This window comes from Gemmobacter megaterium (assembly GCF_900156815.1).
Lineage (GTDB): Bacteria > Pseudomonadota > Alphaproteobacteria > Rhodobacterales > Rhodobacteraceae > Wagnerdoeblera > Wagnerdoeblera megaterium.
In genome coordinates, this window is the sequence record NZ_FTOT01000018.1 from 1 (window position 1) to 25,756 (window position 25,756).

Annotated in this window: 26 protein-coding genes; 12 read left to right on the top strand and 14 right to left on the bottom strand. The window is 59.3% G+C overall.

Features of this window, described 5'->3' with window-relative positions:
• Positions 1-105: 105 nt before the first annotated feature.
• From BW970_RS19230 to BW970_RS19240, 3 genes are read left to right on the top strand one after another with little or no spacing between them, the layout of a single operon-like run.
• Positions 106-1,413 carry a restriction endonuclease subunit S gene (locus BW970_RS19230; protein WP_076534424.1) on the top strand — a complete coding sequence of 436 codons (1,308 nt, stop codon included), beginning with the start codon at positions 106-108 and terminating at the stop codon, positions 1,411-1,413.
• A gap of 42 nt (positions 1,414-1,455) precedes the next feature.
• The gene (locus BW970_RS19235) at positions 1,456-2,124 is read left to right on the top strand and encodes a DarT ssDNA thymidine ADP-ribosyltransferase family protein (protein WP_144039027.1); all 669 of its coding nucleotides are present in this window, start codon (positions 1,456-1,458) and stop codon (positions 2,122-2,124) included.
• Positions 2,027-5,092: a type I restriction endonuclease subunit R gene (locus BW970_RS19240; protein ID WP_229740562.1), complete on the top strand. Its 3,066-nt coding sequence runs from the start codon at positions 2,027-2,029 to the stop codon at positions 5,090-5,092. Before BW970_RS19235 ends, BW970_RS19240 begins: the two co-directional genes overlap by 98 nt.
• A 129-nt stretch (positions 5,093-5,221) precedes the next feature.
• Here BW970_RS19240 and BW970_RS19245 read toward each other — a convergent pair whose 3' ends face one another.
• The 8 genes from BW970_RS19245 to BW970_RS19275 form a co-directional block, all read right to left on the bottom strand.
• Positions 5,222-7,195, bottom strand: a complete 1,974-nt coding sequence (locus tag BW970_RS19245; protein ID WP_159441480.1) for a DUF927 domain-containing protein — start codon at positions 7,193-7,195, stop codon at positions 5,222-5,224.
• 180 nt (positions 7,196-7,375) lie between these two features.
• Positions 7,376-7,627 (bottom strand): hypothetical protein, encoded by a 252-nt coding sequence (locus BW970_RS20650; protein ID WP_144039028.1) that lies wholly within the window; start codon positions 7,625-7,627, stop codon positions 7,376-7,378.
• Between the two features lie 354 nt (positions 7,628-7,981).
• Entirely contained in the window at positions 7,982-8,275 is a 294-nt protein-coding gene (locus BW970_RS19250; protein WP_076534430.1) for a hypothetical protein, read from the bottom strand.
• 218 nt (positions 8,276-8,493) lie between these two features.
• Positions 8,494-9,192, bottom strand: a complete 699-nt coding sequence (locus BW970_RS19255) for a spermidine synthase (protein ID WP_076534432.1) — start codon at positions 9,190-9,192, stop codon at positions 8,494-8,496.
• Positions 9,193-9,614: 422 nt separating this feature from the next.
• A complete protein-coding gene (locus BW970_RS19260) occupies positions 9,615-9,932 on the bottom strand; it encodes a nucleotidyltransferase family protein (RefSeq protein WP_200799317.1) in 318 nt (105 codons plus the stop codon).
• Entirely contained in the window at positions 9,929-10,351 is a 423-nt protein-coding gene (locus BW970_RS19265; protein ID WP_076534434.1) for an HI0074 family nucleotidyltransferase substrate-binding subunit, read from the bottom strand. The genes BW970_RS19260 and BW970_RS19265 overlap by 4 nt, the downstream gene beginning before the upstream one ends.
• A gap of 152 nt (positions 10,352-10,503) precedes the next feature.
• On the bottom strand, positions 10,504-11,280 hold the full coding sequence (locus tag BW970_RS19270) for a recombinase family protein (protein ID WP_076534436.1): 777 nt from the start codon (positions 11,278-11,280) through the stop codon (positions 10,504-10,506).
• An 856-nt stretch (positions 11,281-12,136) separates the two neighbouring features.
• On the bottom strand, positions 12,137-12,619 hold the full coding sequence (locus BW970_RS19275; RefSeq protein WP_076534438.1) for an HNH endonuclease signature motif containing protein: 483 nt from the start codon (positions 12,617-12,619) through the stop codon (positions 12,137-12,139).
• Positions 12,620-12,774: 155 nt separating this feature from the next.
• Here BW970_RS19275 and BW970_RS19280 point away from each other — a divergent pair, with 155 nt between their 5' ends.
• Together BW970_RS19280 and BW970_RS19285 are read left to right on the top strand one after the other, a co-directional pair.
• The gene (locus BW970_RS19280; protein ID WP_144039030.1) at positions 12,775-13,428 is read left to right on the top strand and encodes a hypothetical protein; all 654 of its coding nucleotides are present in this window, start codon (positions 12,775-12,777) and stop codon (positions 13,426-13,428) included.
• A gap of 74 nt (positions 13,429-13,502) precedes the next feature.
• On the top strand, positions 13,503-14,453 hold the full coding sequence (locus tag BW970_RS19285; protein ID WP_144039031.1) for a hypothetical protein: 951 nt from the start codon (positions 13,503-13,505) through the stop codon (positions 14,451-14,453).
• Positions 14,454-14,525: 72 nt separating this feature from the next.
• Here the strand turns inward: BW970_RS19285 and BW970_RS19290 are convergent, their stop codons facing one another.
• Positions 14,526-15,875 carry a type II toxin-antitoxin system HipA family toxin gene (locus tag BW970_RS19290; protein WP_083701391.1) on the bottom strand — a complete coding sequence of 450 codons (1,350 nt, stop codon included), beginning with the start codon at positions 15,873-15,875 and terminating at the stop codon, positions 14,526-14,528.
• A 2-nt stretch (positions 15,876-15,877) separates the two neighbouring features.
• Positions 15,878-16,090 carry a helix-turn-helix domain-containing protein gene (locus BW970_RS19295; RefSeq protein ID WP_076534446.1) on the bottom strand — a complete coding sequence of 71 codons (213 nt, stop codon included), beginning with the start codon at positions 16,088-16,090 and terminating at the stop codon, positions 15,878-15,880.
• A 340-nt stretch (positions 16,091-16,430) separates the two neighbouring features.
• Between BW970_RS19295 and rmuC the strand changes: the two genes are divergently transcribed.
• The 3 genes from rmuC (at position 16,431) to BW970_RS20835 (ending at position 19,108) form a co-directional block, all read left to right on the top strand.
• On the top strand, positions 16,431-18,197 hold the full coding sequence (rmuC, locus tag BW970_RS19300) for a DNA recombination protein RmuC (protein WP_229740561.1): 1,767 nt from the start codon (positions 16,431-16,433) through the stop codon (positions 18,195-18,197).
• Between the two features lie 274 nt (positions 18,198-18,471).
• Positions 18,472-18,870, top strand: coding sequence for a helix-turn-helix domain-containing protein (locus tag BW970_RS19305; protein WP_076534448.1), 399 nt, complete (start codon positions 18,472-18,474; stop codon positions 18,868-18,870).
• Positions 18,871-18,937: 67 nt separating this feature from the next.
• Positions 18,938-19,108 (top strand): hypothetical protein, encoded by a 171-nt coding sequence (locus BW970_RS20835; protein ID WP_159441481.1) that lies wholly within the window; start codon positions 18,938-18,940, stop codon positions 19,106-19,108.
• A gap of 72 nt (positions 19,109-19,180) precedes the next feature.
• Here the strand turns inward: BW970_RS20835 and BW970_RS19315 are convergent, their stop codons facing one another.
• Entirely contained in the window at positions 19,181-19,573 is a 393-nt protein-coding gene (locus BW970_RS19315) for a type II toxin-antitoxin system death-on-curing family toxin (RefSeq protein WP_076534452.1), read from the bottom strand.
• Positions 19,570-19,794, bottom strand: a complete 225-nt coding sequence (locus tag BW970_RS19320; RefSeq protein WP_076534454.1) for an AbrB/MazE/SpoVT family DNA-binding domain-containing protein — start codon at positions 19,792-19,794, stop codon at positions 19,570-19,572. Before BW970_RS19320 ends, BW970_RS19315 begins: the two co-directional genes overlap by 4 nt.
• A gap of 344 nt (positions 19,795-20,138) precedes the next feature.
• Between BW970_RS19320 and BW970_RS19325 the strand changes: the two genes are divergently transcribed.
• Positions 20,139-21,173 carry a replication initiator protein A gene (locus BW970_RS19325; protein ID WP_076534456.1) on the top strand — a complete coding sequence of 345 codons (1,035 nt, stop codon included), beginning with the start codon at positions 20,139-20,141 and terminating at the stop codon, positions 21,171-21,173.
• A gap of 24 nt (positions 21,174-21,197) precedes the next feature.
• On the opposite strand, the gene BW970_RS19330 is transcribed toward BW970_RS19325, so the two are convergent.
• Together BW970_RS19330 and BW970_RS19335 are read right to left on the bottom strand one after the other, a co-directional pair.
• Complete coding sequence (locus tag BW970_RS19330; RefSeq protein WP_229740560.1) at positions 21,198-21,488, bottom strand: hypothetical protein; 291 nt, start codon at positions 21,486-21,488, stop codon at positions 21,198-21,200.
• A 115-nt stretch (positions 21,489-21,603) separates the two neighbouring features.
• A complete protein-coding gene (locus BW970_RS19335) occupies positions 21,604-22,275 on the bottom strand; it encodes a recombinase family protein (protein WP_076534458.1) in 672 nt (223 codons plus the stop codon).
• Between the two features lie 325 nt (positions 22,276-22,600).
• Between BW970_RS19335 and BW970_RS19340 the strand changes: the two genes are divergently transcribed.
• The 3 genes from BW970_RS19340 to BW970_RS19350 form a co-directional block, all read left to right on the top strand.
• Positions 22,601-23,215, top strand: coding sequence for a ParA family protein (locus tag BW970_RS19340; RefSeq protein WP_076534460.1), 615 nt, complete (start codon positions 22,601-22,603; stop codon positions 23,213-23,215).
• Entirely contained in the window at positions 23,208-23,474 is a 267-nt protein-coding gene (locus tag BW970_RS19345) for a CopG family transcriptional regulator (RefSeq protein ID WP_076534462.1), read from the top strand. Before BW970_RS19340 ends, BW970_RS19345 begins: the two co-directional genes overlap by 8 nt.
• A gap of 274 nt (positions 23,475-23,748) precedes the next feature.
• A partial coding sequence (locus BW970_RS19350; RefSeq protein WP_076534464.1) for a type I restriction-modification system subunit M occupies positions 23,749-25,756 on the top strand: 2,008 nt, incomplete at its 3' end.

Below are 25,756 nucleotides of genomic sequence, written 5' to 3' on the forward strand. Positions count from 1 at the left end.
CCGCTACTTCTACAAATACGTGCCACCGAGACCGCTCGAAGAGATCGACGCCGAGTTGAAGGCGCTGGAAGCAGAGATCACGGGTCTGCTGCAGGAGGTGGTCGAGTGACTAACGCACACAATATTTACGAAATCGTCCCGTTGCGTCGTCATATTGAGAAAACAACTAATGGAACCACCGCTACTCAAATCGATGCAGACGATACGGCATTTCGAGTAACCCGCATTGAAACAATCTCGACGGGTTCCGTTGATCTTGACAAAGTTGGATTTGTAAGCGGCACGGAAAACGTGCAGCAGTTCGCGCTGAGGGAAGGCGATCTTCTATTCTCTCACATCAATAGTATGTCAGTGATCGGCAACTCAGCACCGGTGACCAGAGAGGTTCTTCCGCTTTATGTGGGCATGAACCTGTTGCGACTACGACCAAGTTCAAGTGTGCACCCAACGTTTCTGGCGTGGTGCCTCAAGTCTGACTTTGTAAGGCATCAGGTTCGCCAGTTTGCGAAACCGGCGATCAATCAAGCAAGCATTTCAACTACAAACCTGAAAAGAGTCAGAGCACCTCTCCCTGACCTCGCGACCCAACGCCAGATTGCCGACTTTCTGGACCGTGAGACCGCAAGAATAGACCTGCTGATCGAGAAAAAGCAGCGGTTGGTGGCGTTGCTGGGGGAGAAGAACGCCGAAACCATCCGGCAATGCGTCTCGTGGGGTATGGATTCAAGTGTCCCAAAGAAACCTAGCAGAGTGCCCGCTGCGGATGATCTTGCCGCACACTGGACCGAACAGCGTTTGTCTACGATCTGCCGCTTCGTTCAAGGCAAGGCGCATGAACCCTTCATCGAAGATGACGGAGAATACATCTGCGTCACTGCCCGCTTCGTATCGACGAGTGGTGAAAAATTCCGACGCTGCACGAAGAACCTGACCCCCGGCAAGGTGAATGACATTGCGATGGTTATGAGCGACCTGCCGAATGGGCGCGCGCTGGCAAGAGCGTTCCTTGTCGATCAAGATGATCTGTATGCGATCAATCAGCGTGTATGTGCGATCACCGTGATGGAGGGCGATCCACGGTTCTTCTACTATCAGTTAGACCGGAACTTTCAGCTGTTGCGCTACAACGATGGTTTCAACCAAACGCATCTGCCGAACCGCGCATTCACTCAGTTATTTCTCAAGGTTCCGCCAATCGAGGAACAGAAACGGATCGCGGACTATCTCGAAGCGGTCAGTATGCACACAAAGACTGTGACCGAGAAAACAAACACATCAATCGACCGCCTCAAAGAATACCGCTCCGCCCTGATCACCGCCGCTGTCACGGGTCAGATCGAGGTCGCGACCTACGCCAAATCCGGCACCCCCGACCGCCGCCTCGACGCCATTCAAGAGGAGATGGGCGCGTGAAGCATTTTGATAGAGGATATCTCTTTGTAGAGTTCGTAGAGCGTGAGAAGACCTGATCAAATACGCAAGATCGTGTTGGGTCGTGGCATTCAACATCTGCTGCATTTCACGATGGAGAGAAATCTTCCCAGCATCCTGGAACATGGTCTCTTGCCCCGAGATGAGCTCGAAGAGCGAGATGACATAATGGCATTTGTCAACGACTCGTATAGAGGTGACGGTCATGAAGATGCTATTTGTTTGACTGTAACTCGATATCAGGCGCCTATGTTCAGGAAATGCCTGCGCAACAATCCCCGTGAGAACTGGGTCATGCTTGTGATCGATCCCGCTGTGCTTTGGGAAAAACCTTGTCTATTCTGCGATGGAAACGCTTCTTCAAGCCGGGTCAAGAATACCCAACGAAATCTATCTACTGCCTACGCGTTTCGTGCGATGTTTGACGACTGCTGGATCCCGAAACTTGAGGATGGCACATGGGTCAATGTTTCGAAGCGGGGTCAAGATGGGACGCCTGATTGGGTTCCAACCGACGCCCAAGCAGAGGTGCTTGTGAAAGCACGCATTCCTTGTGATCGCATTCTGGGAGTTTGGGTCGAATCTGACAAGCAAGGTGAGAGGATCGCAGCAATGCTTCAAACCGTTTCTGAAAGCGTGCGACCAGATCTCATTGTTGGAAAGTATTCGTTCGAAAATTGCGATGGTGCTTGAACCTGCCATGACCAACACGCTCACCACCGCCGACATTCACCGAGAGAAGGTCTTCGAGGCGCATATCGTCGCCTGCCTGACCGCTGATCAGGGATACATCGAGCGCAACTGCCCGTCCCACTATGACGTTGCCCTCGCCCTCGATCCTTCGTTGCTGTTCCGCTTTCTGAAGGACACGCAACCCGAGGCGTGGCAGACGCTGGAAGACCATTACAGCGCGCAGGCAGAGGCAGAGGTTCTGAAACGCCTCGACCAGGCGTTGAAGCAGAACCCGACTCATGCCGTGCTGCGCGAGGGCATCAAACTGGTGCCGAACATCCGCTTCGCGCTGTGTTTCTTCAAACCCGCCTCGAACCTGAACCCCGACCTCACCCGCCTTTACGAGGCGAACATCCTGTCCGTGATGCGGCAGGTGACCTATTCGGCGAAGACCAAGAACGCCATCGATCTGGTGACCTTCGTCAACGGCATCCCCGTCGCGACGCTGGAAGTGAAGAACCTGCTGACCGGGCAGAACGTCAAGCACGCCGAGAAGCAGTATCGCCAAGACCGCTCCCCTGCCGGCGAACCACTGCTGACCTTCAAACGCGGTGCCATCGTCCATTTCGCGGTGGATCAGGACAACGTGTCGATGACCACGCGCCTGATGAACGGCAAGACGCGGTTCCTGCCCTTCAACCGGGGACGCGAGGGCGGTGCCGGAAACCCCGATGTGCCGGGCGAGAACCGGGTCGCCTATCTCTACAAGGATCTGCCCGGCGAAAAGGCGGTGTTCTCGCGCGAGGTGCTGCTCGACCTGATCGGGCGGTTCATCCACCTCGAACGCTCGGGCGGCAAAGAGGCGCTGATCTTTCCGCGGTTCCAGCAGTTCGACGCCGTGCGCAAACTGCTGTCGGACGCGCGCTCCAACGGCGCAGGGCAGAACTATCTGATCCAGCACAGCGCGGGGTCGGGCAAGTCGAACACCATCGCCTGGACCGCCCACCAGATCATCAACCTGCATGACGAGGACGACAAACCGCTCTTCGACACCGCGATCATCGTGACCGATCGCTTGGTGCTGGACCGTCAGTTGCAACAGACCATCAGCGGGTTCGCCCAGACCGAGGGCGTGGTGAAGAAGATCGACGGAACGTCACGCGATCTGAAAGACGCGATCCTGAAAGGCGCGCGGATCATCATCACGACGATCCAGAAGTTCGGCACCGAACATCTGAAGGCGATCTCGGGTCAGGGCGGCAAGACCTTCGCCGTGATCATCGACGAGGCGCATTCGTCCCAGTCCGGCAAGGCGGCGCAAGGGTTGACCGACGCGCTGACCCGCGATGAGACGAGTTCCGAAGACATCGAAGACATGGTTCTCGCGTTCCAGAAGGCGCGTGGACCGCAGGAGAACATCTCGTTCCTCGCCTTTACTGCGACACCGCGCACCGTGACGCTGGAACGCTTCGGGCGCATCGGATCAGACGGCAAACCACACCCGTTCCACCTCTATTCGATGCGTCAGGCAATCGAGGAAGGCTTCATTCTGGACGTGCTCCAGAACTACATGACCTACAAGGCATACTATCAACTCGAAAAGACCATCGAGGACGACCCTGCCTTCAAGGGACGCAAGGCACAGGCGCGTGTCGCCCGCTATGCCTCACTGCATCCGACCGCCATCGATCAGAAGGTCGAGGTGATCGTCGAACATTTCCACCGACACGTTGCCAAGGAGCTCGAAGGCAGTGCGAAGGCGATGATCGTGACCCAGAGTCGCGAACATGCCCTGCGCTACTGGCAACGCCTCAATGATTACATCGCTGAAAAGGAATACAGCGATCTCAAGGCGCTGGTGGCATTCTCAGGCGATCTGACCATCGATGGAAATGTCTGGACCGAAGCGACCGCCAACCGGTTCGCCGAGACCGAACTGCCGAAAAAGTTTGACACCGACGAATACCAGATCCTCGTCGTCGCCGAGAAATACCAGACCGGGTTCGATCAACCGAAACTCGTCGCGATGTATGTGGACAAGAAACTCGCCGGGTTGCAGGCGGTGCAGACGCTCGCCAGGTTGAACCGGACATATCCCGGCAAGACCCGCACCTTCGTCCTCGACTTCCAGAACACCATGGAGGAGGTGAAAGAGGCGTTTGCGCCCTTCTTCGAAGCAACCGCGCTGGAAGAACGCACCGACCTGAACCAGATCTACGACCTCGAACAACGCATCTCGAACGCGACCTACATCCACAAGGACGAGGTCGAGCGGTTTGCTGAGCAGCTCTTCAAGGGTGATCTGACGACGCAAGATCGTCTCAAGTTGGAAGGCACGGTCCGCCTCGCGGTGGGGCGCTTCGAACTGGATGAAGACGAGGCACAACAAGAAGAGTTCCGCCAGCTCCTGAAGAGTTTCCAGCGGTTCTACGCCTTCGTGGCACAGGTGGTATCTCTCAACGATGCGTGGTTGGAAAAGCTCTATGTCTACACATCGTGGTTGTCGCGCCTGCTGCCGTCCCGTGACGTGCCTGCCGACATTACGATCACGGACGACATGCTGGATCTGTCCGCCTTCAAGTTGCAGAAAGACGAAGAGGGCAGCGCGTCACTGTCACCGGGTCAGACTGCAACCCTGCAACCGATCACCGAGTTCGGAGCGAACGCCTACACTGAGGAAGAAGAAAGGTCGCTGTCCGAGATCATCAATTCGTTCAACGAGCGCCACGGCACGCAATTCTCCCGCGAGGACTTTCTTCGCTTTGAGCGCGTGACCCGCGATATCATGGACGACGATATGACGGAAATGATCCGCAATAATCCGGCTGACGTGGTCTACGGCGCGTTCTCGCGCGCCTTCTTTCAAGGCATGATCAAGATGTTCCAGCAGGACAACGAGATGCGGAATATCGTCATGACTGACAAGGGCGCGCGAGAGCAGGCGACCCGTCACTTCTTTAAGCGAGCTCAGCGTCAGGCGCAGATTTAGCTTTGGTGAACCGACCTGGCCAAGGGCATCCGGCAGTGCCAGACAGCCTGTGAGAGCTCTACGTTTCGATGGATTAGATTGGACCATGGGACCAGCGGGGCCGGTGGGACCGGCCCCGCCTGATCATGATCAGGCAACCTTGTAGACGGTCACGCGGTCGATGATCACGGTATAAAGACGCGGACGACCGGGAATTGCACGAGGTGCCTTGCGCGTGAGGCGCCCGTCCTCGCCGGACACCAGCATCTGCATGTCGCGCAGCGCGGTGGCGGCTTTTTGACCGTCCGCACCTGGAAACAGCTGCGACCAGGTCATCTGGGGCAGATAGACGCGCGAGGCGTCGCACCAGCCGATCGGATCGACACCTGCGACAGCTGCGTCATCAACCTTGGGCAGGCTCGTCAGCTTCGTCGACAGGAACTGCTGCAACGTGCTCACGAAAGCGTCGGCGGCATCACGCTTGGCACCGTAGCGGCGATCATACCAGTCGAGGAACATCAGTTCCGCAGCATCAACAGCTTCGTCTCGTGTCCAGCCGGTGAGACCAAGCACAGTCGCGATCTTACCAGCCAGACCGATCACCGCGAAACGCATGGCAGCACGGCTGGTCTGGCCATCAACCTGCGCAGGGATCTTGGAGGTCCACTGCGACACAAGCGTGCGAACCCAACCTTGCAGTTTGTCTTCAGTGAGCTGCGCCTTGTTGGAGATCAGACGCTCGACATAGGCGCGACCGGCGGCACCATGATACTTGCGCGCAAACCGCTGCATGGCGTCGGCGAAGGCGGCGGCATTTGCGACACCGTGCAGGTTGTCGAAAGCACCATAGGTGCGGCTGTCGGCTTCGATGTCGATCAGACGCATCTCATGACCTGCCATCGCATCAAGCCTGGCCTCTTTCAGCTTCTCTTCGATGCTGATCTCGCCGGAGGAGATCAGTGCGAGCCGCCAGCGCGCCTGGTCTGCAAGCGTGACTTCTTTGGTCATCCGGGCCTTTCCGGTGCCGTTGGCGAGCATGTAGATCGCTTCGTGCAGGACGCGCGGCTGGATCTCGGCGATCTCGTCGAGCGGCAGCAGCATGTCGTTCATCGTGCTGGCGATCGCTTCGAGACCGTTCGACGTCGCGCGCCAAGGCGTGATCAGCCGCCGATCACCCCACACCGAAGCGGCGATGTTCAGGAGCGTCGTCTTGCCGGAGGAGGAGGCACCACGGAAATGCAGACCACCACCATGCACACCGAGCCGGGCGAGGAGCGGACCAGAGAAGGCCAGCGACACCGCGACGATCATCAGCGGGTTGCCGGAGCACCTGGTTGCGATGTTCGCTCGCCACGCACCGACCTCGCCGGTTTCGACCAGACCTGCACCGATGCCGGTGGCAGGGGCGAGCGGCAGCACCTGCGCGGAACCAACCAGCCTGGAACCAAGAACGAACGACGTATGCGTCTCGTCAGACCAGCCCATCCGGCTGACGGTCAACAGGTGCTGGTCAGGCTTCCACGCTTTCAGCAGATCAAGCAGGAGATCCTTGGACTTCTTGCCGGGCGCGAGATCGAGACCGTGGTCAACCAGTCGCGCGAGGACGACAGCGGGCTTGCCTTGGAGGTCAGCATTGGTGATCGGGATTTCGTGCCAGCGGTCATCAGCGGATTTCACGCTGACCAACCGGCCCCAGCCGCGACCGCTGCTGTCCGCGAAGGTGGCATCGACGCGCAACGGGGTGCAGACGAAGACGGGCGCATCGGTTTCGTCGTCTGGCAAGGCGTAGACGCCGTCTGCAAACAGCGCATAGCCGTCGGGCATCGACTGAGCAGCTGGCGTCATTGTCTGAGATGGGATCGTTGGGGCCACCGGGACCACCGAGGACTGCTCTTCAACATCAGGCGCGTCACTGGTTTCTGTGGGCGTGATCGCCTCGACCGGCTGATCCGGTTCTGTCACAGCGTCAGGGTCCGCAGATGTCGGCTCGACCGGCATGGACATCTCGGTCGCGGTGGCCTCTTCGACCGACGCATCGTTCTCGACATGCTGCGTGGGCAGGGGGAGATCTTCGAGCGAGATTTCGTCATCGGTCGCAGAGGAAATGTTGGTGTAAGCGTTCATGGTCTTCTCCTGGTTGGTGCCGGAAATCGGCATGGCTGGTCTGTTCGCGGTCACTTGGACCGCGTTGGGGGTGAGCTTGGTTGCGAGGTTGCGGGGCAAGGCGACCGACCCGTGCTGAGCGCGCATGATTCAAGCCGTGTCGAGAGAACTCGATCCGGTTGGGTCAGTGATGCGCCGCGTTCAAGGACGGAAAGCGTTCAGCGTCAGGGCGATCGGTTTCGTATCTGGATTTTCATAAGCCGCTCCGCGACGGGATGTGTTGAGACGATAGGCGACGACGCAACACTGATTCGTGCTGGGCAAACCTACTAGTAAACACATTGCAAGCACTTGTCGCACGGCAAACTTCAGGAAATTTACGCCGCATAAGACATTGATATATTTGTATTTTCTTCTTGAATTTTTGCGATCCGGCGCGAAAATCTCGATCATGGCCGGGTTTCGTGTTGTCGGATCACACGAATCGCAGCGGCCAGCACGAACTCACCCGACCTTGCTGCTCGGTTTCATGCATCGACGATCGACCCCAAGGTCATGCTGTTCCCCGTTTTCCTGTCGCGACCAGCAAAGGCACATAGATCGCCGTAGCGCGTCGCTGGCGGCCATCGCGGCTTTCTGCTACCCGACCACAGGAAAGCACCAGAAGCCAGCCTTTGGCGATCCCGTGGATCCTAAGCGCGCATAGTGACCGTCGTCGCCGGTTTCATCACATCAGCAGGCCGACACACAGCCAATGCAAAGCTGACAGGTCCAACATGCCTGTCAGCTTCGTCAGGCAGGTGCCGTCTACTTCTTCAGGAACTTGTTCACCACCAGCCCGACAACGACCTGAACGATGATACCACCGACGCCACCACCGACGAGCTGACCGGCAAGGCTGGCGATGTCGAGACCACCACCCGCAGCGGCAGCGCCGCCACCGACCAGTGAACCGAGGATGCTGCCACCGCCGACACCACCGACAGCCCCGGCGATCAGGTTGCCGATCTGACCGAGATCCGATCCCTTGACGACCTTGCCACCAGCCGTGCCGCCGACAGCGCCACCGACGACCTGGGCAATAAGCGAAGTGAAGTCCATGTCCCTCTCCCTTGCTATTGGCGCGATCCAGTCGCGCTAACTGCACCCTGCGCCTGTAAACCCCGCAGGCATAGGGGAAAATTGACCCGGAGACAGGAGACTTCCCTAGGCGGGTGCGCGACCATCCCGGCTTGGCGTTGCCATGACAGGGTGAAGCGGCAAGGAAGGATTGCGTTTCAGGCGCGCGGCATCGCGCTGAAAGACCGCGCGCCTGATCGTCAGGCTGCGAGGCGCTGACCGAGCAGGACTGCGTTTCGGCTGCAGCTGTAGATGTGGTGCATCGCATCGACCCGCCCAGGAACCAGTGCGATATCCTCGCGCAGCCATGCCCATGGGTAGGATGCAAGGGTGCGCTCGAACTCCGGCGATGCGGTGGCCGACCAGAAGGCTACCAGACCGTCCGGTGTCAGTGCGCGTGCGACCGAGGTCAGCCCACCGCTTTGGTAGATCCCCGTATTCTCCGGACGCACGACGAAATCCGGACCGTTGTCGGTATCCAGCAGGATCAAGTCATAGGCACCACACGCCTGCGCCAGATGCGCCTGCACATCACCAATCACCAGACGCGCACGGGGATCGTCCAGCGGTTTCCCGGCAAGATGCGCCAGTGGTCCTCTGTTCCAGTCCGCAACCTGCGGGATCAGTTCACAGACCGTGACCTCGGCATCCGGCAGGGCCAGGTCCAGGACGGCGCGCAAGGTATAGCCAAGACCAAGTCCCCCGATCAGGATGCGTCGGGCGCTGAAATCCATTCGCCGCATGGCGCGCAGCGCCAGCTGGTCCTCGGACTGGTGGTTGAGATTCGACATCAGCTCGATGCCGTTATAGCGGATCTCGAAAAGATCACCTCGTTGTCGCAAGAGGATATCGTCACCCGACGCCGTCTCGGCGCGGGCCAAAGTGGTCCACAAGTTCATGTCTGGTTCCATGTGCAGAGGAAACGCCCACGCCGAATGCGGGGCTGTCAGAGGCTCATGCGGGATTCCGGGTTGCCGTTCGCGTCACGCGATCAGGCAACCCTCAGACATTGTTTGCCATGAGACCGATCAGCAGCGGAAAGACCGCTGATAGGTTGGAAAAAGAGCACATGGACCACGCCTGTCTTGCCGGGGAACAGGCACAGCCTTGTGCCACCTAGTCAAACCTAAGCCCTCAGGCAGGAAATGCAACCGAACGCGACCGATCGGGGTCTTTGACGCATTGTTCATCGGTCGGTCCCGGACTGCTGCCGTTCCCCGGTTCTGGCTCAGCCGCGCCGAGACAACGCGCACCAGGACGTCGCAGGCGTGACCAGGGACGTGCCCTGGATCAACCGGAACACTGCGACGACCGGGGGTGGTCAGCGTGATCCAGCGTCCAGCGGTATCAGATCCGCACGAATGGCACCGAGGAATTCGGGCGTCAGGAGATGGTAATCGACCAGATCGACGCGCCAGGGCAGCGTGCTTGTCTTGAAGGCATCGGCGAGGGCGCCCAGAAGCGCAGGATCGAGAGGCTCTACACCTTTCAGCGCCAGGTCCAGATCCGAAAAGCGCTTGGCACCGCCCCGCGCACGGGAACCGAAGACCAGCACCTGAACATCCGAAGGTAGGTGGACAGAGAGGATCGCCCGGACCTGCGCCAGGTGCTCGGGTGCGATGTCGAGCACGGCGATCATAGGTCGGTGTTTCGACGATGCAGCTCTGCGAGCAGGAACTGCGCTTCTGCGAGGAAGGCGGGGATACCGGCATGGACCTGAGCTGCCTTTGCCTCGTCATAGGCGTGGCTGGTCGTGCCACGCTGACGCCGGAACTCCATCCAGACCGGCAGATCGGATTTCAGCAGACCCCGTTCAGAGCCAAGCCGGATCAGCCCCTGGAAGGTCGCGTCCTCGAGGGCGGTCGGGTTCGGCTCGGTCATTTCAAGGAACCGGCGGAGCATCTTGACGCTGAGATCGTAGGAACACCCAAACGCCTGGATCGCCGCCATGCGCAGCGCTTCGGACATCACAGGCTGTTCCTGCGGCTGCATCGACATCGCGTAGAAGGTCTGGAGCTGGGAAGCGGCTCGGTCGAGCGGGGAAAGATCGAGCACCATGCGTGGCCCCCTTGTCTGGGTCGGTCATACCGCCGGAAGCTCTTGACGACAACGAGAGGCCGTCGATGAGCTGCCGAGGCTTTCAGCGTCTGCAAGGTTGTCGCCCGGTAGCGCAACCGCACCACCGGGGATGGCAAGCGAAGCTGACTTGATCAGAACATGCCGAAGATGGGGTTCTTCTTCAGCTCGGCGGTATCCTGATCGGACAAGGCTGGCTCTGGTGTCTCGCCCTCGGGTGCCTGCTTCAGGCGGGTAAGCGCGCTGTGGACCGAAGCCTTGGTCCAGGCACGGCCTTCGAGATCATGGTGTCCGAGCTCGTTCAAACGATCAGAGAGCTTCTGAAGTGACAGATCGGCAAGGGAAGGATCGGACCGGAGGATTTTCGCAAGATGGTCAGCCTTGGCCTGTGCCTTGGCACTACGAACATCGGCAGACTTCTTGCGCGCACCATCGAGATCGGGATTGCGCGCAGAAAGACCAAGCGCACGCCGTTGAGCGTATTCATCCTTGGCGCTCTGGCTGCGACGCATGTTGTTGGCCTCGGCGCGGGCGATCCTTGCTTCGAGGTTGGCAGGGGTCAGATAAGAGCCCTCTTCGGCAGAGAGGAACACAAGATCCCGATGGCGCACGAGGTCGATAAAGCTCTTCAGATCCCGCGACAGCCGGTCAAAGCTGGCAACGACAATCGGCACACCGAGCTTCTCAGCCTTCTCCACAGCTGCCTGAAAGGCTGGTCGCCGGGAAATACTGCGCGAACCGCCTGCTGATGCCACATCCTCGAACCAATCCACGATACGGAGATGGCTGTGGTGGGCATATGTCTCGATGGCGAGGCGCTGTTCTTCCAGGCTTTGCCCGTTCTTGCGCTGCTTCTCTGAGGAGACGCGGGTGTAGGCGATGGCTGTGGTGGGTATGGTCGTGATGTTCATGGTGTGTTGTGTGGTTAGGGATAGTCGTTGTGTTTGTATTCATTTCTATACAATACAAACACAACGACGGAAAGCGCTTTCCCTGTGCTGCAGTCGTTTCTGCCGAGATGGAGGACGGCAGAAATCGTCAAGTGCCCAAACAGAACAGCGGGCGCCAAGCCCATCCTCCGACCCTTCGATCCGGTCGAACACCGTCCTCACCGCAGCCAGGTCGTCTTCATTGTCACCCTGACCACAGGCATCGTCGCCAGACTGGCTGGGGCGACCGCTGAGGTGCATACTCGTGTCGGGTAGTGGGTGAGGTGCTGTCAGACTGGAAGCGTTGCTAGTGAGCGCCCCCTGCGTGCGGACCGGAAGCGTGAAGCAGGTCCAGGTCCGTATCGTCGTCTGGTGGGGATCTGAGCTTCCGGGATCTCCCTGTCTAACAAGGCGATATTCATCGCCGGATCCGCGTCACGGCTGTCAGCTGCGCGTCTGGTGCCTATCTCGGTCTACCTGACGGATCGTGTTCGTCATCGTCCTGATGATGGCGCTGGTGACCTCTGTCGCTGACATGGACGATCGGTAGGGCGCGAATTTCGATCCCGGTCGTGATCGTCGTCGCAGGCGATGATCGGGGCTGGTTGCGCGAAAAATCTGTTTTCTGGCTCGAAAACGTAAAGTTCTGTCAACTTTCGGCTCAAAAACTCAATGAAACAAGGGGTTTTTAGGTTGCGCCTGTCAACTTTCAGGCTCCCCACAGGGGCTGATCTGTCCACGAAACCACCGGAAAGTTGACATTTGACGCCTTCGGAGGGGTCGGAAAGTTGACCTGTGGACAGAAAAAGTTGCGCTTTGGCACCCGATGTCAACTTTGTCAGGCTGCTCTGCGCTGTTGTGCCAACCTCTCACGCGCCCGCTGATGGACCCTTGCGATGGCGGTAGCTGCGGCTTCCTGCGTCTCGAACGCACCGAGGTTCATCATCACCCCATCCACCTCGACCATCGCCTCGAAGCGCTCTCCGACCAACCAGACGCCCGGTGTGCTGGTCGGTTCAGGCCAAGGCGCGCAGTAGCCCGTCTTCTGCGGACGGTTGCCTTCGCGCAGGTTGGACCATCGGTTGTCGCTACGGTCGCCGTTGATATGCTCGACAGACCAGCGAGGCATCGTGCCGGTCATCCAGAGCCAGCCGAGGCGGTGCAGTAGGTGGCGCTCGTTGTCGATCTGGACCTTGAGAAAGCCGCGAGGGTCATGTGCGGTGCCTGCGATCCTGCCCTTCCGCTTGCCCTTGGCGAAGGTGAAGATGCCGGTGACAGGGTCATAGGACAGGATTTCGCGCAGGCGCTTCTGGGTCAGCATGGGTCGTCTCCGGTTGGATGGGTCATGCTGGTTCATAGACACGCGAAGGCTGATCGTCGGCTGGGATGGGAAGAATCTGTATTGCAAAGTCCGAGACCCCTGACCAAAGTGAAGCGAAGCAAACTGAAAGCGCCGAAATGTCCTTTGATCTCGCAATGATCGAGACCCAGCTCGACCTTCTCGAATGGCGGGACGTCCAGCTTGAAGCAATTACCCAGCAGCTTGAGGACGCTTTTCCATCGCTGATCAACTCGATCGAAGAACATGTCGAGAGACTGTCCATCGGTAAGGTTGCATGGTTCCACGCCAATCCCAATAGCCTTGCGACAGAGGTAATCGCACCTTGGGCGGACAACCAGGCCAGGATCGCTCTAGCTCGTGCCGAAGAAAGTCTTTCCGACATAGTGCGCGACATGCATGCCAATGACAAAGCCAGCGATCATCTTGGTGCTGCTTTGCCAGCACTTGCTGGTATTAGTGCGATCGCGGCGTCAGTCGCCGCCCTGCCTGCAGTAGTTTCTTTCGCGACGCTTACCAGCACATCATTCTTCTTCATCACCACCTCTTGGATTAGCTTGCCGCTATTGCTGACTGGTGGAGCGGTTTTGACTGGTCTCTCGCTTGCAGGAATGAAGACTTTGGGTCATGCGGGCAGCAAGACCCGCGCACATCTTGTGAGGAGGGTTGCCGCTATCGCTCAGACCGCAGTATTCGGCTACGGTCTCCCTCCAGACGCGCGCTGCCTTATTAACGTCCTGCAAGCGGCTGTTCTGAAGGCCGGTGAAAACAAGTTGTCGAAAGGTCATTAATGCCTCTTCTATATGACGTCCCTCTTCGTTTTGCGGAGGCCGTTGCCAGCGATCGCGCAGAAATAGTCGGGGCGATGATCAAGGACAAGGCGACGAAGCAGGTCCTTGCCCACATGCAGCAAACCTCTGGGTTTCAGCAGATGCTCTACAATGTGGTTGGTCTTGGTTCGAGCAGTTCACCGTTTTCACCACTGGGTATTGCCTCCCTCATTCAAAACGAACAGATCAAGCATGGCATATCTGAACTTCAGAACAGCATGGTGCTCATGCAAAACCTTCAGTATGGGACATTGGCGCTTTCTGGACTTGGAATCGGCATCTCGGTTGCAGGTTTCGCAGCAACCATTGCAAAACTGAACGCGATAGAGAAGCGCCTCGAATCACTTTCGAACGAGATCGCTCAGGTAACGAATGAGCGACGCAACGATGAATTGAAAGGAGTTTTCGCCGAATTAGGTGCGGATCTGCAGAATGTGGAAACACTGGTATCGCGCCGTGATCCTCAACGTGTTGCAGAACAACTACAATTGTCGTTGTCGCGCGCTGCACGTCGAATCGAGGCCCACTTCCTGCGCGAGTGTGATTTCACTGAATTGAAATCTATCTCTTTGGAAAGGCTTGATCGCCTCTGGACCCTTGCTGCGGCGATCCGGCTTTGTCAGGATTCCTCGATGCAAGCCCTGATTTCAGGAAATGACCTTAAGGTCGCCGAACAGATCGGACGAGGGGAAATAGACCGCCAGATAGGCATGATGCGTGTGCTCAGTCCCGACACCCTTAGCCGACTAGTTAGCCGAAGTGAGCGGGATACAACTAAGGCGCGCGAGTTGCGAATAATCGCGCTTGAGCAGTCACGGGTTTTGCGTGATGGTATAAAGGGCGGCGTTCTGGCGCTGGCGGGACAGATCAGTATCGCTGAAACATTGCGACGAGAAGGAATGAGCGGCACGGCATATATGCGTCAGATTATGGAGCCGACAGACGAACCGCTGTTATGCTTGGTTCCGGCAGCGGCTGCCAGCTGAGTATTCTCGTCACAAGCATTCGATAGTGAACCCTCGCAGCGCCAAGCGAATGAACATCACGAGACAGTTCTTTCAGCTGAAACCACCCCATCCACCCACGTTCGTCGCCCGATCATCCCTGTTTATCCTGTCGTAGTAGTCGCGTGGTGGAAGAGCGAAATCGGTTCCCAAGGCGGCTTCGATGACTTTGGCTTGTGCGTGCAGCGCGTCTGCCAGATCCTTGGTCGCGAGACCGGGTGCAGCCTTGGCAATTGTCTGCGCCAGCGCTGCGACCTGCTTGATGATGCGTGCAAGCGGCGGCTTTGCAAAGCCGAGGTCGACGAGCAGCCTGCGCAGATTGTCCTGCGTGACGTCCTCGGCGAATTCCGCTGCTCCATGCCAGAACGCAAGCTGGTGGGTGACAGTCCGGTCCATGAAGACCGGAACCACGTCGTAAAGCGGCGCCAGGCTTGTCCCACCGTCCCGGTGGATCACGGAGCCGTTCTTGCCGTGGTTGTCGGAGTTGCCGACCAGCAGGTTGAACAGCGTGTGCTGTAGGAAATCGCGCTGGAACAGCGTCGGCACTGATGCCTGTGCGCCTATCCGGTGCACCGCAGCAACCGAGAAGCGGCGGTCGGGGTTCACGCTGCCCCGTTCATACTTCAGCGTCGGCGGCAGTCCGAGCGCCTGACAGAAGTCCTCGGCATGGACACGAGTAATCACGCCAACCCCGTCCGAGGACTGGACCGTCCGATCGAACCGGGTCGAGAGGAGCGCATGGAACTGTCGACCCTGCAGGTCGAATTCCAGGGGTTGGCAGGCGGCGACCGCGATCCCGCAGGTTTCTGCGATCTTCAGCAGCGCGACCTCGCTGCGGGTGATCTGCGCATCATCGACCGGCGAGACCTTGAGGATATGCGTCGTCGGCGCCCGCGAACCCGATTTTGGCAAGTAGAAGCGCGCGCCCTGTGCGACAACGGCGATCTTGCCCTGCACACCTGCGACGGGCGACGGATCGCGCGTATCGTCCGGCAAGCGCTTGTGCAGGTGCAGCGACAGCAGGATCTCGGTCAGCCGGTCCTCGGTCAGCAGCGTGTAGTCCTGCGGAAAGACCCCTGGCGTCTTGCCTGGACCTGATCCCTCTGGTGTCACCGAGATCGCACCTGGCGCGTCTGCGCCAAGGTGCCAGAGCAAGGCGCCAACATCGCCCCGCTCTAGCTGATAGCTGTCGAGGATACGCTCCAGCTGCGGACCTTCAAACAGCAGGTTGGCGAAATAGCCGCGACACTCCGCGTCGGAATAGGCTTCCGTCCGAAGGGGAAGCGACAGCGACAGCCGGTGCTCTGGCGCGACCCCATCAGCATAGACGAAGCTCAGCCCCTTGTCGTCGGCGCGCGACAGAAGGCCCACGGGGCTGTCGCGTCCCTCGATCCAGACATCCATCCTCATGCCCGAGGTTCCGCCATCAGGTCGATGCCCAATGCGCTGCACAGGCGCAGATAGGTGTCCAGCGTCGCCTTGGCGGTGCCCCGCTCGATCTTGGACAGGTTGCCCTGATCGACCCCGGCGATACTCGCAAGATCGCCCTGCTTGATCCCCAGCCCCTCGCGCCGGTCGCGGATGAAACCGCCGAGGTCGGTGGTGGTCTGGATCTTCATGGAGCAGCATTCTTTTGGTTCACTCGCCAAAACTAGCAGCTAGCGCGGTTATGGACAAGAGATTTGGCAGAACAGCCAAAACGCGTATCGTTTCGACGCCATCGCCGCACTTTTGGTTCAGACGCCAAACTCTGCCAAGTCGCGCTTGCACCGATTGCGCGACAAAAGCGCGACAGCATCAGGTGGGTGGTGCCTAGGATCGGAGGTCTGAAGCGACTGCGTGGCGCCTTGGCTGCGCCAGGCATGACGAGCACTGATGACGGCCACAATCCTGGCTTGAAATTGCCGGATATGACTGCCCCACTGCGCGAACCAAGATGCAGATTTTGAGCAGGATCATATGGATACCGACAGCCCACAGAACTTTCTCGCCTGGCTCGCCGCACAGAACCCCGTCGAGCTTGCCATGGTCGGCGTTGGCCTGCTTGTCCTTGTGCTGCTGCTGTTCGTCCTGCTGAGAATGCGGAGCACCGGCAACGCAGGCGAACTCGCGCGGCTCTCGACCAGCCTGGCTGCCAAGGAAGCGCGACTGACCGAGGTGGCGAGCCGCGCCGACCGGGCAGAAGCCCTGGTTTCGGAACGCAAGGCGGAAACCGACCGCCTGTCGACCGAAGTTTCAACACTGCGCGCCAGGATCGAGACCGATCAGGCGCAGATGCGCGAGCTGGGATCGCTGATCTCCGGCCTGCAGGCGCGACAACAGGCCGACACCGCGCTGATTGCGGAGCGCGATGCCACCATCGGGCGGCTAACCAGCGACATTGCAACTTTCCAAACTCGCATCGAGGTCGAACATCAGCGGCAGAAGGAACTCTCCGCTGATGTGGCGCGGATGACGACCCAGACCCAGGCCGATGCGCAGGCGATCGCCGAACGCCGGGCAGACGGCCAGAAGGCCGCCGAGGTCATCATCGAGCTGCGCAAACGGGTCGAGGCTGAACAACAGGCGCAGCAGGTGCTGAAGGCGCGGATCTCGGCGCTGGAAACGCAGATCGAGGCCGAGCGCGTCGCGGCAGACGACAAGATCGCCTTGCTGACGAAAATCCGCGACGACATGCAGGAGCGCTTCCGCCAGTTGGCTGACGAGGCGCTGAAGACGCAAGGAGAGGCGTTCAGCAAGGCCAATGTCGAACGGCTGGAGGCGACCCTGACCCCGCTGAAAGAGCATGTCGGCCATTTCGAGAAGGAGTTGCGCGAGGTCCATCAGGAAACGGTCAAGGATCGCGAGCGGCTCAAGACCGAAATCGCCCAGCTGACCCGTCGGTCCGAGGCAATCTCGCAAGAGGCGCTGGCACTGACGCGCGCTCTCAAAGGCGATCACCAGCAGCAAGGTGCCTGGGGCGAGATGATCCTGGAAAGCATCCTGGAACGCTCCGGCCTGCGCCAGGGCGAGGAATATCTGACCCAGGCGCATCGCACCGGCAGCGACGGCGAGAGGCTGCGCCCCGATGTGGTCGTGATGATCCCTGGCGGCAAGTCGCTGGTCATCGACTCGAAGGTCTCGCTGAACGACTACGCGGCAGCGGTGAACGCCGAGGACGAGGCCGAGGCGATCCTGTCGCGCAAGCGCCATGTCGCGGCGATGCGGGCCCATATCAACGGGCTGTCGGCAAAGTCCTACCAGCTGGCCGAAGGGCAGTCGGTTGACTATGTGATCATGTTCGTCCCGATCGAGGGCGCGCTGTCCGAAGCCTTGCGCGAGGATGGCAAGCTGACCGAATACGCGCTGGAACGCCACATCACCATCGCCACACCGACCACGCTGATGATGGCGATGCGCACGGTGTCTCATGTCTGGGCGGTCGAGCGGCGCAATCAGAACGCGGAGAACATCGCCAAGCGCGCAGGGCTGCTCTACGACAAGGTGACAAGCTTCGTCACCAACATGGAAAAGGTCGGCAAGGGGATCGAGACGGCCCAGGGTGCCTACGAGAGCGCTATCGGGCAGCTGTCGCGCGGTCGCGGCAACGTCCTGTCGCAGGTCGAGGCGCTGAAATCGCTGGGAGCCCGTGCGACCAAGTCGATCTCGCTGGAGTTCGAGGGTAAAGCCGAGGCCCTGGCGCTCTCGGTCGATCTGGAAACGGTCGATACGGAACCTGCTGAGTGATCTGGCGCACCAGCACGATCATGCAATAGCCCTGACATCTTGCGCCTGCTCTTGACCGAGCGGGCGCAAGATCTCCACAGGTCTCGGTAGCTAACCCGGAGGGTTCAGGCGCCCCCGACCGGCTGGCACCCGAAGCACCCCCATCGCGACCGCGCATTTTTTCTAGGACTTCGACCTCGTCTCAGCTCCCAACGACCAGAACAATAGTCCCACCCGACCGCTCGGTCGTGTCACGGTAGGTAAGTCATGTGAACAACCACATGAAAGAAGCACCATGACGAACCCCTTCCAGAACACCGCGACCGCCCATCTGATCGCTGATCGCGTCCGTGATCTGTCGCACCGCAAGACCCAGGCCGAGATCGCCAGCGAGGCAGGCTTTGCCAACGCCAACATGCTGTCGATGTTGAAGTCGGGCAAGAACAAGGTGCCCCTCGACCGCGTGCCCTCGCTGGCGAAGGCGCTGGAGGTCGACCCGGCCTATCTGATGCGGCTTGCGCTCGACCAGGCGGTCGGTGCGACAGCGGCGAAGGCGATCACCGAGATCTTCGGCACTCCGGCGACCGAGAACGAGCGCGGCTGGCTGACTGAGCTGCGCGAGGCGTCTGACAACAGCGATCCCAGATTGACCGCGCGGTCACGCACAGCGCTGCGAGCGATCTTCGGAAAATGATCATGCAAGGACAGATCAGGCCGGGACCAGTGGGACCGTGGGACCAGGGCAGATGAGAGAGCGCGACATGGACGACACCCTCTTCACCATTCCCACGGCCCCGGCGGGACCGTGGGACCAGCTGACAGTGAACGAGCAGGCGTGGATCGAGTTCATCCGCGTCATCTCCTGCGGCAGCGATCCGAAGATTACCCCGAAGCGCGTCTGCGCGCTGCGTGAGCTGCTCGACGCGGGATGAGGCGTTGGCGCAGGAAAGGTCAGCCGGTTCCCAATAGGGGGCGGCTGATGAGGCATCGAAACATGCCCCACTTCATCGCGGATCGGGAGCTTCCAATGTTCTCAGCCATTCGGCGAAGTCTTTCTCGGTCACGTTGCCCGATGCGAGGTTTTCCATCATCCTCACACCAGCCAGCGGTTCGGGACGTAGTGGGTGCCCGTTGAGCCGCAGGAAGGTAAATGCTGCGACGAAGGCTGTCCGCTTGTTGCCGTCTACAAAGGCATGTGCCTTACTGATCCCGAAGGCATAAGCTGCCGCGATCTCGAAGACATCGGGATCGGCATAGGCGACGAGGTTCATCGCGCGCGCACAGCCCATTTCTAGCAGTGCAATATCCCTTGTGCCAGGCGCGCCTCCGTGCCTGGCAATCTGCCTGTCATGGATCACCGTCAGCGCCGCAAACGGAACCCAGGTCCACTGGCTCATGCCAACGCCTGAAGCAGGTCACGGTTCTCGTCCATGACGATTTCCGCCGCTGCCAGCGCCTGTTTCAGTGCAGGGTCTTCAGTCATCAGCTTCAGACCACCATCGTCTGTGCGGACCACGAACAGCGTGTCGCCTTCCTTGGCGTCGAGAATCGTCAGCATCTCGGTTGTCAGTGTCATGACGGCCGAGTTGCCAACCTTGCGGATCTTCGTCTCGATCATCTTGACCACCCCTTGTATACATCTTCGTGTATACCATTAGGCTCCCAACCAGCGCAATGCTATCAGTCAGCGCTACTTGACCGAGAGTTATCCACAGGCTCTGGGTGTTAAGTATGTGTTAAATATAGTGTTAAGGCGAAAAAAATCTCGATTCCTCTTTTGGAATCAGTCCCTTACAGACCCCCCCCGTGTGTAAAGTGGTGATTCGGCGTGTGTAAAGTGGTGATTCGGCGTGTGTAAAGTGTCGTTCCTCGGTCTGGTGTGGGTGAAGTGTCGTTTCGGACTTTACCGTGGGTGAAGTGTCGTTGTAACCATAGGTGTGTGTAAAGTGTCGAAGGCATCTGATGGCGAGTGATTATCCCCTGCTTCCAGATCGGCATCCCCAAGGGGATTTCTTCGTCTGTGACATCTTCGATGCCGCTCCGAAGGCTGATGTCGGAGCCATGGAGCACCCGATCTTTTCGCTGTCGACCAAGCCCGACACCCGACCGCGAAAGTATGAGCACAACGGCATCACTATCGAGGTGAAGCCGTCGTCAGACGGACTTGCTACCGTCCATGACCGTGACGTGCTGATCTACTGCATCAGCCAGCTCATCAAGGGGATGAACGAGGGCAAGGAACCGCAGCAGGTCGTCCGGTTTCAGGCGTCAGACCTCCTGAAAGCAACCAACCGCATGATCACAGGCCGAGGCTATGACCTGCTGAAGGCTGCCATGGAGCGGTTGGCGGGAACACGGATCTCGACCAACATCACCACCGGGGGACAAGAGATCTTCGAGACCTTCGGGCTGATCGAACGCGCCAGGATCGTGCGCGAGACCCGCGATGGCCGGATGCAGGAAGTGGAGATCAAGCTCTCGGACTGGGTCTTCAACGCCATCCGCGCGCATGAAGTCCTGACATTGAGCCGCGAGTATTTCCGCCTTCGCAAGCCGTTGGAGCGCCGGATCTACGAATTGGCGCGAAAGCATTGCGGTCGTCAGAAGGAATGGCGCGTCAGCCTTGATCTCTTGCAGAAGAAGTGCGGGTCCGGCTCGTCACTTCGTGAGTTCCGGCGGCTCGTCACTGCTATCGCAGAAGAAGACGAGCAGTATGGGCACATGCCCGATTATGAGATCCGCTTCGAGATCGACAAGGATCAGCTTGTTGTCCGTAGCCGGGGCACTGTCGGAGCTGAGGTCGTCATAGGCGCACCCATAGCCATTCCGCCTCTTGATGCCGAGGTATACGAGATGGCGCGAGAAGCAGCGCCCGGCTGGGATGTTCGCATGATCGAACAGGAATGGCGCTCCTGGATGACGGAGGCGCCAAAAAACCCGGAGATGGCGTTCCTCGGCTTCTGCCGGAAGTGGTTCGAGCGCCGAGGTCGTCCGTAATTACGTAGATGCGGAACCGCGTATCTACTCAGGGCGCTTGAACGGGATCACATTGTCACCGCGCATGAACGCAAGGGCGCCATCTTCCTCGATGGCTTTCAGGGCTTCGTTCCGCGCATCCTTGTCAGACAGGAACTGATCGTCCCAGACATGGCTGGTGCCCTCGTGGTCAACGACTTCTAGCGTCCAGGTCTTGTCAGTTTCGAGGCGATAGATCTCGATGGAGAACGGGAAGCCATCGACGATGACACGCTGGCTCTTGCCGGAGGTGACGATATTCGGTTCGTCTTCGTCGATCATCGTCTCCACCTCCATATGCTACCGCCTGCAGTCGATCATCTTGATAGACCTGTGCGATCCATTACTCCCCGTCGTAGTGATCTTATCGAGGTGCGACAAGAACCGCCCCGCTCAGATTTTTGGCGCGTATTTACGTATCCATGCGCTTGCGTAGAATCAGATTTCTGACCGTGGCAGGGTGCCAGCGTCCACCGCGCGCGGTTCGGATCTCGCGTGTGTTCAGCTCGGATGCGATGGCTCTTAGCGAGTCACCTCGTGCAGCAAGATCCCGAATGACGGGCAGGATGTTCTCAGCGTGTTGATCCGCCTTCCGAGCGTTGATTGCAGCGCCTCTGAGGGCCGCCTGGCGCTGCTCCCCTGCCCTGCCTGGTATTGACCACCCCAGTGCGACACCGCGCTCCTTGGCTGCTGCGAGCGCTGCGCGCGTGCGGTCCGAGATCATGCGCGCCTCGTGCTCGGCTACCGCTGCCATGACGTGCAGCAGAAAGCGGTTCGCTTCCGGCATGTCGGCAGCGGCGATCTCGACCCCGGATTCCAGTAGGTTGGCAATGAAGGCGACGTTCCGCGCCAGGCGATCAAGCTTGGCGATGAGCAAGACTGCCCCGACCCGCTTGGCTTCGGCAAGCGCGCGGATGAGCTGAGGGCGATCGTTCTTCTTGCCACTTTCGATCTCGACGAACTCGGCGACGATCTGCCCCTTGCCCATGACATGGTCCGAGACAGCCTTGCGCTGCGCTTCCAGCCCGAGACCACTTCTTCCTTGTCGGTCCGTGCTGACCCGGAGGTATGTGACGAAGTGCATTGGGTCTCCAAAGCAGTCTGATCTGCTGATCGTATAAAGACTCTACGTCGGTAGAGTCTTTATATAGCGCCAGAGCGTGATGCGTAAATCCGTAAATGCGATTTTCCGTAAGACGTGTCATGTCTTCTGTATGGTTCGGGGTAGAACTCCTAGCAGCGATTGCACCCTCTGCTGTCAGGCAACCCATCTACCTCTCTATCTGCCAAAGCGCCGTCGCACACTGACAGCCTCACAGCTGCTTCATTGCGTATTTGCGTAAATACGACTCGGCGCAACCGCGTGAGTGCGATGTTGCGACTCTGCGGATTTGCGCTAAGATGGCCCCATGAAAACCATCGTCGTTGCCGCTCAGAAGGGTGGAGCAGGTAAAACCACGCTCGCTCGCAATATCGCAGTCGCCGCGTCCCAGGACGGCGGTCGCGTGCTGTGTCTTGATCTTGATCCCCAGGGATCGCTCAGGGCGTGGTGGGAGAGCCGTGAAGCAGACATGCCTGCCATGCTGGAGCGAGATCCCGCACCGGAGGCGCTCAGGACGACGCTGACGGCTGCACAGGCGCAGTTCGACCTTTGCGTCATAGACACGCCTCCTGCGGCTCCTGAGTGGCTCGCAGGGGCTCTGGCGGCAGCAGACCTGGTGTTGATCCCGGTCAGACCATCACCCGATGACTTGCGTGCTGTAGGGGCAACCATCGCGGCTGTGAACCGCGCGCGGGTGCCGTTCGCGTTCGCACTCTCTCAGACACCGAGGGCAAAGATCACTGACGAAGCCGCGCGCGTCCTGGCGCAGCATGGTCGCGTAGCGCCGGTCAACATCGCTCAGCGCGTCAGCTATGCCGAAACCGGGGCGACAGGGCAGGGGGTTACTGAGACCTCTGATGACAGGGCGTCAGCAGAGATCACTGCCGTCTGGACCTATGTGAAGGGCATTTTGCATGGCTAAGAAGGCTGTAACCCTTGAAGGGCTGCTGAACACGGAGAGCCGTCCGGTAGATACCGGCATTCCTCAGCGTGGAGCGGAACCTGCCGTCGTCGAGACGAAGCCAACGCCGAAGAAGCGGGAGGGTGAGAAACGTCTCACGCTTGCGCTCGATGGCGAAACATATCGCCGTCTTCGGATCCATGCGGCGACGACGGACCAGACGCATCAGGATATTCTGGAGCACGCACTTGCGGAATACCTCAAAAGCGTAAACGCGTGATTGCGTAATGGCGTGAATACGCTCTCTGCTGCAGGTGGCGGTAGAGTTTGAGAGGTGCATCACCGAGCAGATCAGGGAACGAAGAACCACAGCGCTATTCTGGGACATGACGCTTGGGTGGGCTGCTGCGCGATGTGTCCAGCGCCGCGACTAGACCGCGTTTTCTAAACTGATAGGATGCCGCGCGTTGCGCCAGCCCACTTCCTTGACGCTTGCGTCCTCGTCGCGCAAAGTGCTGCAGATACAAGAAAAACCAATAGGCAAGGCGCGGTAGATGAGCAGCGATATCAAGTCACTGAGTTCCTTTGTCTGGTCGATCGCCGAGACCTTGCGGGGTGATTTCAAGCAATCGGAATACGGTAAGGTCATCCTGCCCTTCGTGGTGCTTAGGCGTCTTGACTGCATTCTTGAGGCATCCAAACCCGCCGTTCTGGCGATGGCCGCGACACTGTCCGACGATTTAGACGACGAAGCGCGCGACACTTTGCTCGCCGGTGCGGTGGGGCAGGACATCCGCCTTTACAACCTGTCGCGCCTCACCTTTGCTAGCTTGAAAGGCCAGGATCCAAAGGACATCCACAAGAACCTGCTCGAGTATATCACCAAGTTCTCGCCCAACGTCCGTGACATCTTCCTCGACAAGTTCCTGTTCACCGACCAGTTGAAGCGTCTGAATGATGCTGGTCTTCTGTTCCGCGTTTTTGATCAGTTCACGCAGATCGACCTGCACCCCGAGGTGATTTCGAACCTGGAGATGGGCTACCTGTTCGAAGAGTTGATCCGTCGTTTTTCGGAGATTTCGAACGAAACCGCCGGTGAACATTACACCCCGCGCGAGGTGATCCGTCTGATCGTCTCGCTGCTGTTGGTCAATGACCGCGAAGCGCTGACCGGCTCGGGCGTGATCCGGCAGGTCTATGATCCGGCCGCTGGCACCGGCGGTATGCTGTCGCTTGCAGAGATGGAGATGAAGGCGCTGAATCCGCGCATTCGCGTCGAACTCTACGGCCAGGAGCTGAATCCCGAGTCCTATGCAATATGCAAGTCGGACATGCTGGTGACCGGGCACGATCCCGAGAACATCGCATATGGTAACACTCTGACGCAGGACGCACATCGCAAGCGGCGGTTCCATTACATGCTGTCGAACCCGCCCTACGGTGTGGACTGGAAGAAATACGCCGATGCGATCAAAGACGAGGCGGACACGCAGGGCAAGAACGGGCGCTTCGGCGCGGGTTTGCCCCGCATCTCTGACGGGCAGTTGCTGTTCCTGCAGCACATGATCTCGAAGATGCGCAACGACGAGCAGGGGTCGCGCATCGGCATCGTCATGAACGGATCGCCCCTGTTCACCGGCGGTGCCGGGTCGGGCGAAAGCGAGATCCGCCGCTGGATGCTGGAGAACGACTGGGTCGAGGCGATCATCGCGCTGCCGACCGACCTCTTCTACAACACCGGCATTCAGACCTATGTCTGGTTGCTCACCAACCGCAAGGACACCGCCCGACGCGGCAAGGTGCAGTTGATCGACGCCAGCGGCGAGAGGTTCTGGAAATCGATGCGCAAGTCGCTCGGGTCCAAGCGCCGCGAAATCCCGCCCGAGGCATGCGATCAGATCGCCCGCATCTACCATGACATGCTGAACGGGAACGAAGGGTGGGAGGACGTGTCGAAAATCTTCGCCACGACCGACTTCGGGTATCGCGAGATCCGCGTCGAACGCCCGCTGAAACTCGCCTTCGCCGTGACAAAGGAGGGGTTGGAGGCGCTGCGCGAGGCGAAACCGTTTGAACGTCTAGACGAGGGCGAGCGACGCGATGTCATGGAGGCGCTGCTTGTGCATCTGCCCGCCGGTCAGCGATGGATGAACCGCGATGCCTTCGACAAGGCGCTCTCAGCCGCTCTCCGTCGTGCAGGCGCCAAGATCGGTGCGCCGGTCAAGAAGGCGATCCTGTCCGCGCTGTCGGAACGCGACGAAGATGCAGAGGTCTGCACCGACAAGGACGGCACCCCCGAACCCGACACCGATCTGCGCGATCACGAACTGGTGCCGCTGAACGAGGACTGGCGCGCCTATGTGCAACGCGAGGTTCTGCCCTTCGTCCCCGATGCCTGGGTGGATGAGACATACACCGATGCGCAGGATGGCGGCGTCGGGCGTGTCGGGTATGAAATCAACTTCAACCGCTACTTCTACAAATACGTGCCACCGAGACCGCTCGAAGAGATCGACGCCGAGTTGAAGGCGCTGGAAGCAGAGATCACGGGTCTGCTGCAGG

Excerpts from the sequence above, each read along its gene's own strand:
- BW970_RS19245 (WP_159441480.1), bottom strand. The coding sequence starts at position 7,195 with ATGAACGCTTACACCAACATTTCCTCTGCGACCGATGACGAAATCTCG.
- BW970_RS20650 (WP_144039028.1), bottom strand. The coding sequence starts at position 7,627 with ATGATCGAGATTTTCGCGCCGGATCGCAAAAATTCAAGAAGAAAATAC.
- BW970_RS19250 (WP_076534430.1), bottom strand. The coding sequence starts at position 8,275 with ATGGACTTCACTTCGCTTATTGCCCAGGTCGTCGGTGGCGCTGTCGGC.
- BW970_RS19255 (WP_076534432.1), bottom strand. The coding sequence starts at position 9,192 with ATGAACTTGTGGACCACTTTGGCCCGCGCCGAGACGGCGTCGGGTGAC.
- BW970_RS19260 (WP_200799317.1), bottom strand. The coding sequence starts at position 9,932 with ATGATCGCCGTGCTCGACATCGCACCCGAGCACCTGGCGCAGGTCCGG.
- BW970_RS19265 (WP_076534434.1), bottom strand. The coding sequence starts at position 10,351 with ATGGTGCTCGATCTTTCCCCGCTCGACCGAGCCGCTTCCCAGCTCCAG.
- BW970_RS19270 (WP_076534436.1), bottom strand. The coding sequence starts at position 11,280 with ATGAACATCACGACCATACCCACCACAGCCATCGCCTACACCCGCGTC.
- BW970_RS19275 (WP_076534438.1), bottom strand. The coding sequence starts at position 12,619 with ATGCTGACCCAGAAGCGCCTGCGCGAAATCCTGTCCTATGACCCTGTC.
- BW970_RS19280 (WP_144039030.1), top strand. The coding sequence starts at position 12,775 with ATGATCGAGACCCAGCTCGACCTTCTCGAATGGCGGGACGTCCAGCTT.
- BW970_RS19285 (WP_144039031.1), top strand. The coding sequence starts at position 13,503 with ATGATCAAGGACAAGGCGACGAAGCAGGTCCTTGCCCACATGCAGCAA.
- BW970_RS19290 (WP_083701391.1), bottom strand. The coding sequence starts at position 15,875 with ATGGATGTCTGGATCGAGGGACGCGACAGCCCCGTGGGCCTTCTGTCG.
- BW970_RS19295 (WP_076534446.1), bottom strand. The coding sequence starts at position 16,090 with ATGAAGATCCAGACCACCACCGACCTCGGCGGTTTCATCCGCGACCGG.
- rmuC (WP_229740561.1), top strand. The coding sequence starts at position 16,431 with ATGGATACCGACAGCCCACAGAACTTTCTCGCCTGGCTCGCCGCACAG.
- BW970_RS19305 (WP_076534448.1), top strand. The coding sequence starts at position 18,472 with ATGACGAACCCCTTCCAGAACACCGCGACCGCCCATCTGATCGCTGAT.
- BW970_RS20835 (WP_159441481.1), top strand. The coding sequence starts at position 18,938 with ATGGACGACACCCTCTTCACCATTCCCACGGCCCCGGCGGGACCGTGG.
- BW970_RS19315 (WP_076534452.1), bottom strand. The coding sequence starts at position 19,573 with ATGAGCCAGTGGACCTGGGTTCCGTTTGCGGCGCTGACGGTGATCCAT.
- BW970_RS19320 (WP_076534454.1), bottom strand. The coding sequence starts at position 19,794 with ATGATCGAGACGAAGATCCGCAAGGTTGGCAACTCGGCCGTCATGACA.
- BW970_RS19325 (WP_076534456.1), top strand. The coding sequence starts at position 20,139 with ATGGCGAGTGATTATCCCCTGCTTCCAGATCGGCATCCCCAAGGGGAT.
- BW970_RS19330 (WP_229740560.1), bottom strand. The coding sequence starts at position 21,488 with ATGGAGGTGGAGACGATGATCGACGAAGACGAACCGAATATCGTCACC.
- BW970_RS19335 (WP_076534458.1), bottom strand. The coding sequence starts at position 22,275 with ATGCACTTCGTCACATACCTCCGGGTCAGCACGGACCGACAAGGAAGA.
- BW970_RS19340 (WP_076534460.1), top strand. The coding sequence starts at position 22,601 with ATGAAAACCATCGTCGTTGCCGCTCAGAAGGGTGGAGCAGGTAAAACC.
- BW970_RS19345 (WP_076534462.1), top strand. The coding sequence starts at position 23,208 with ATGGCTAAGAAGGCTGTAACCCTTGAAGGGCTGCTGAACACGGAGAGC.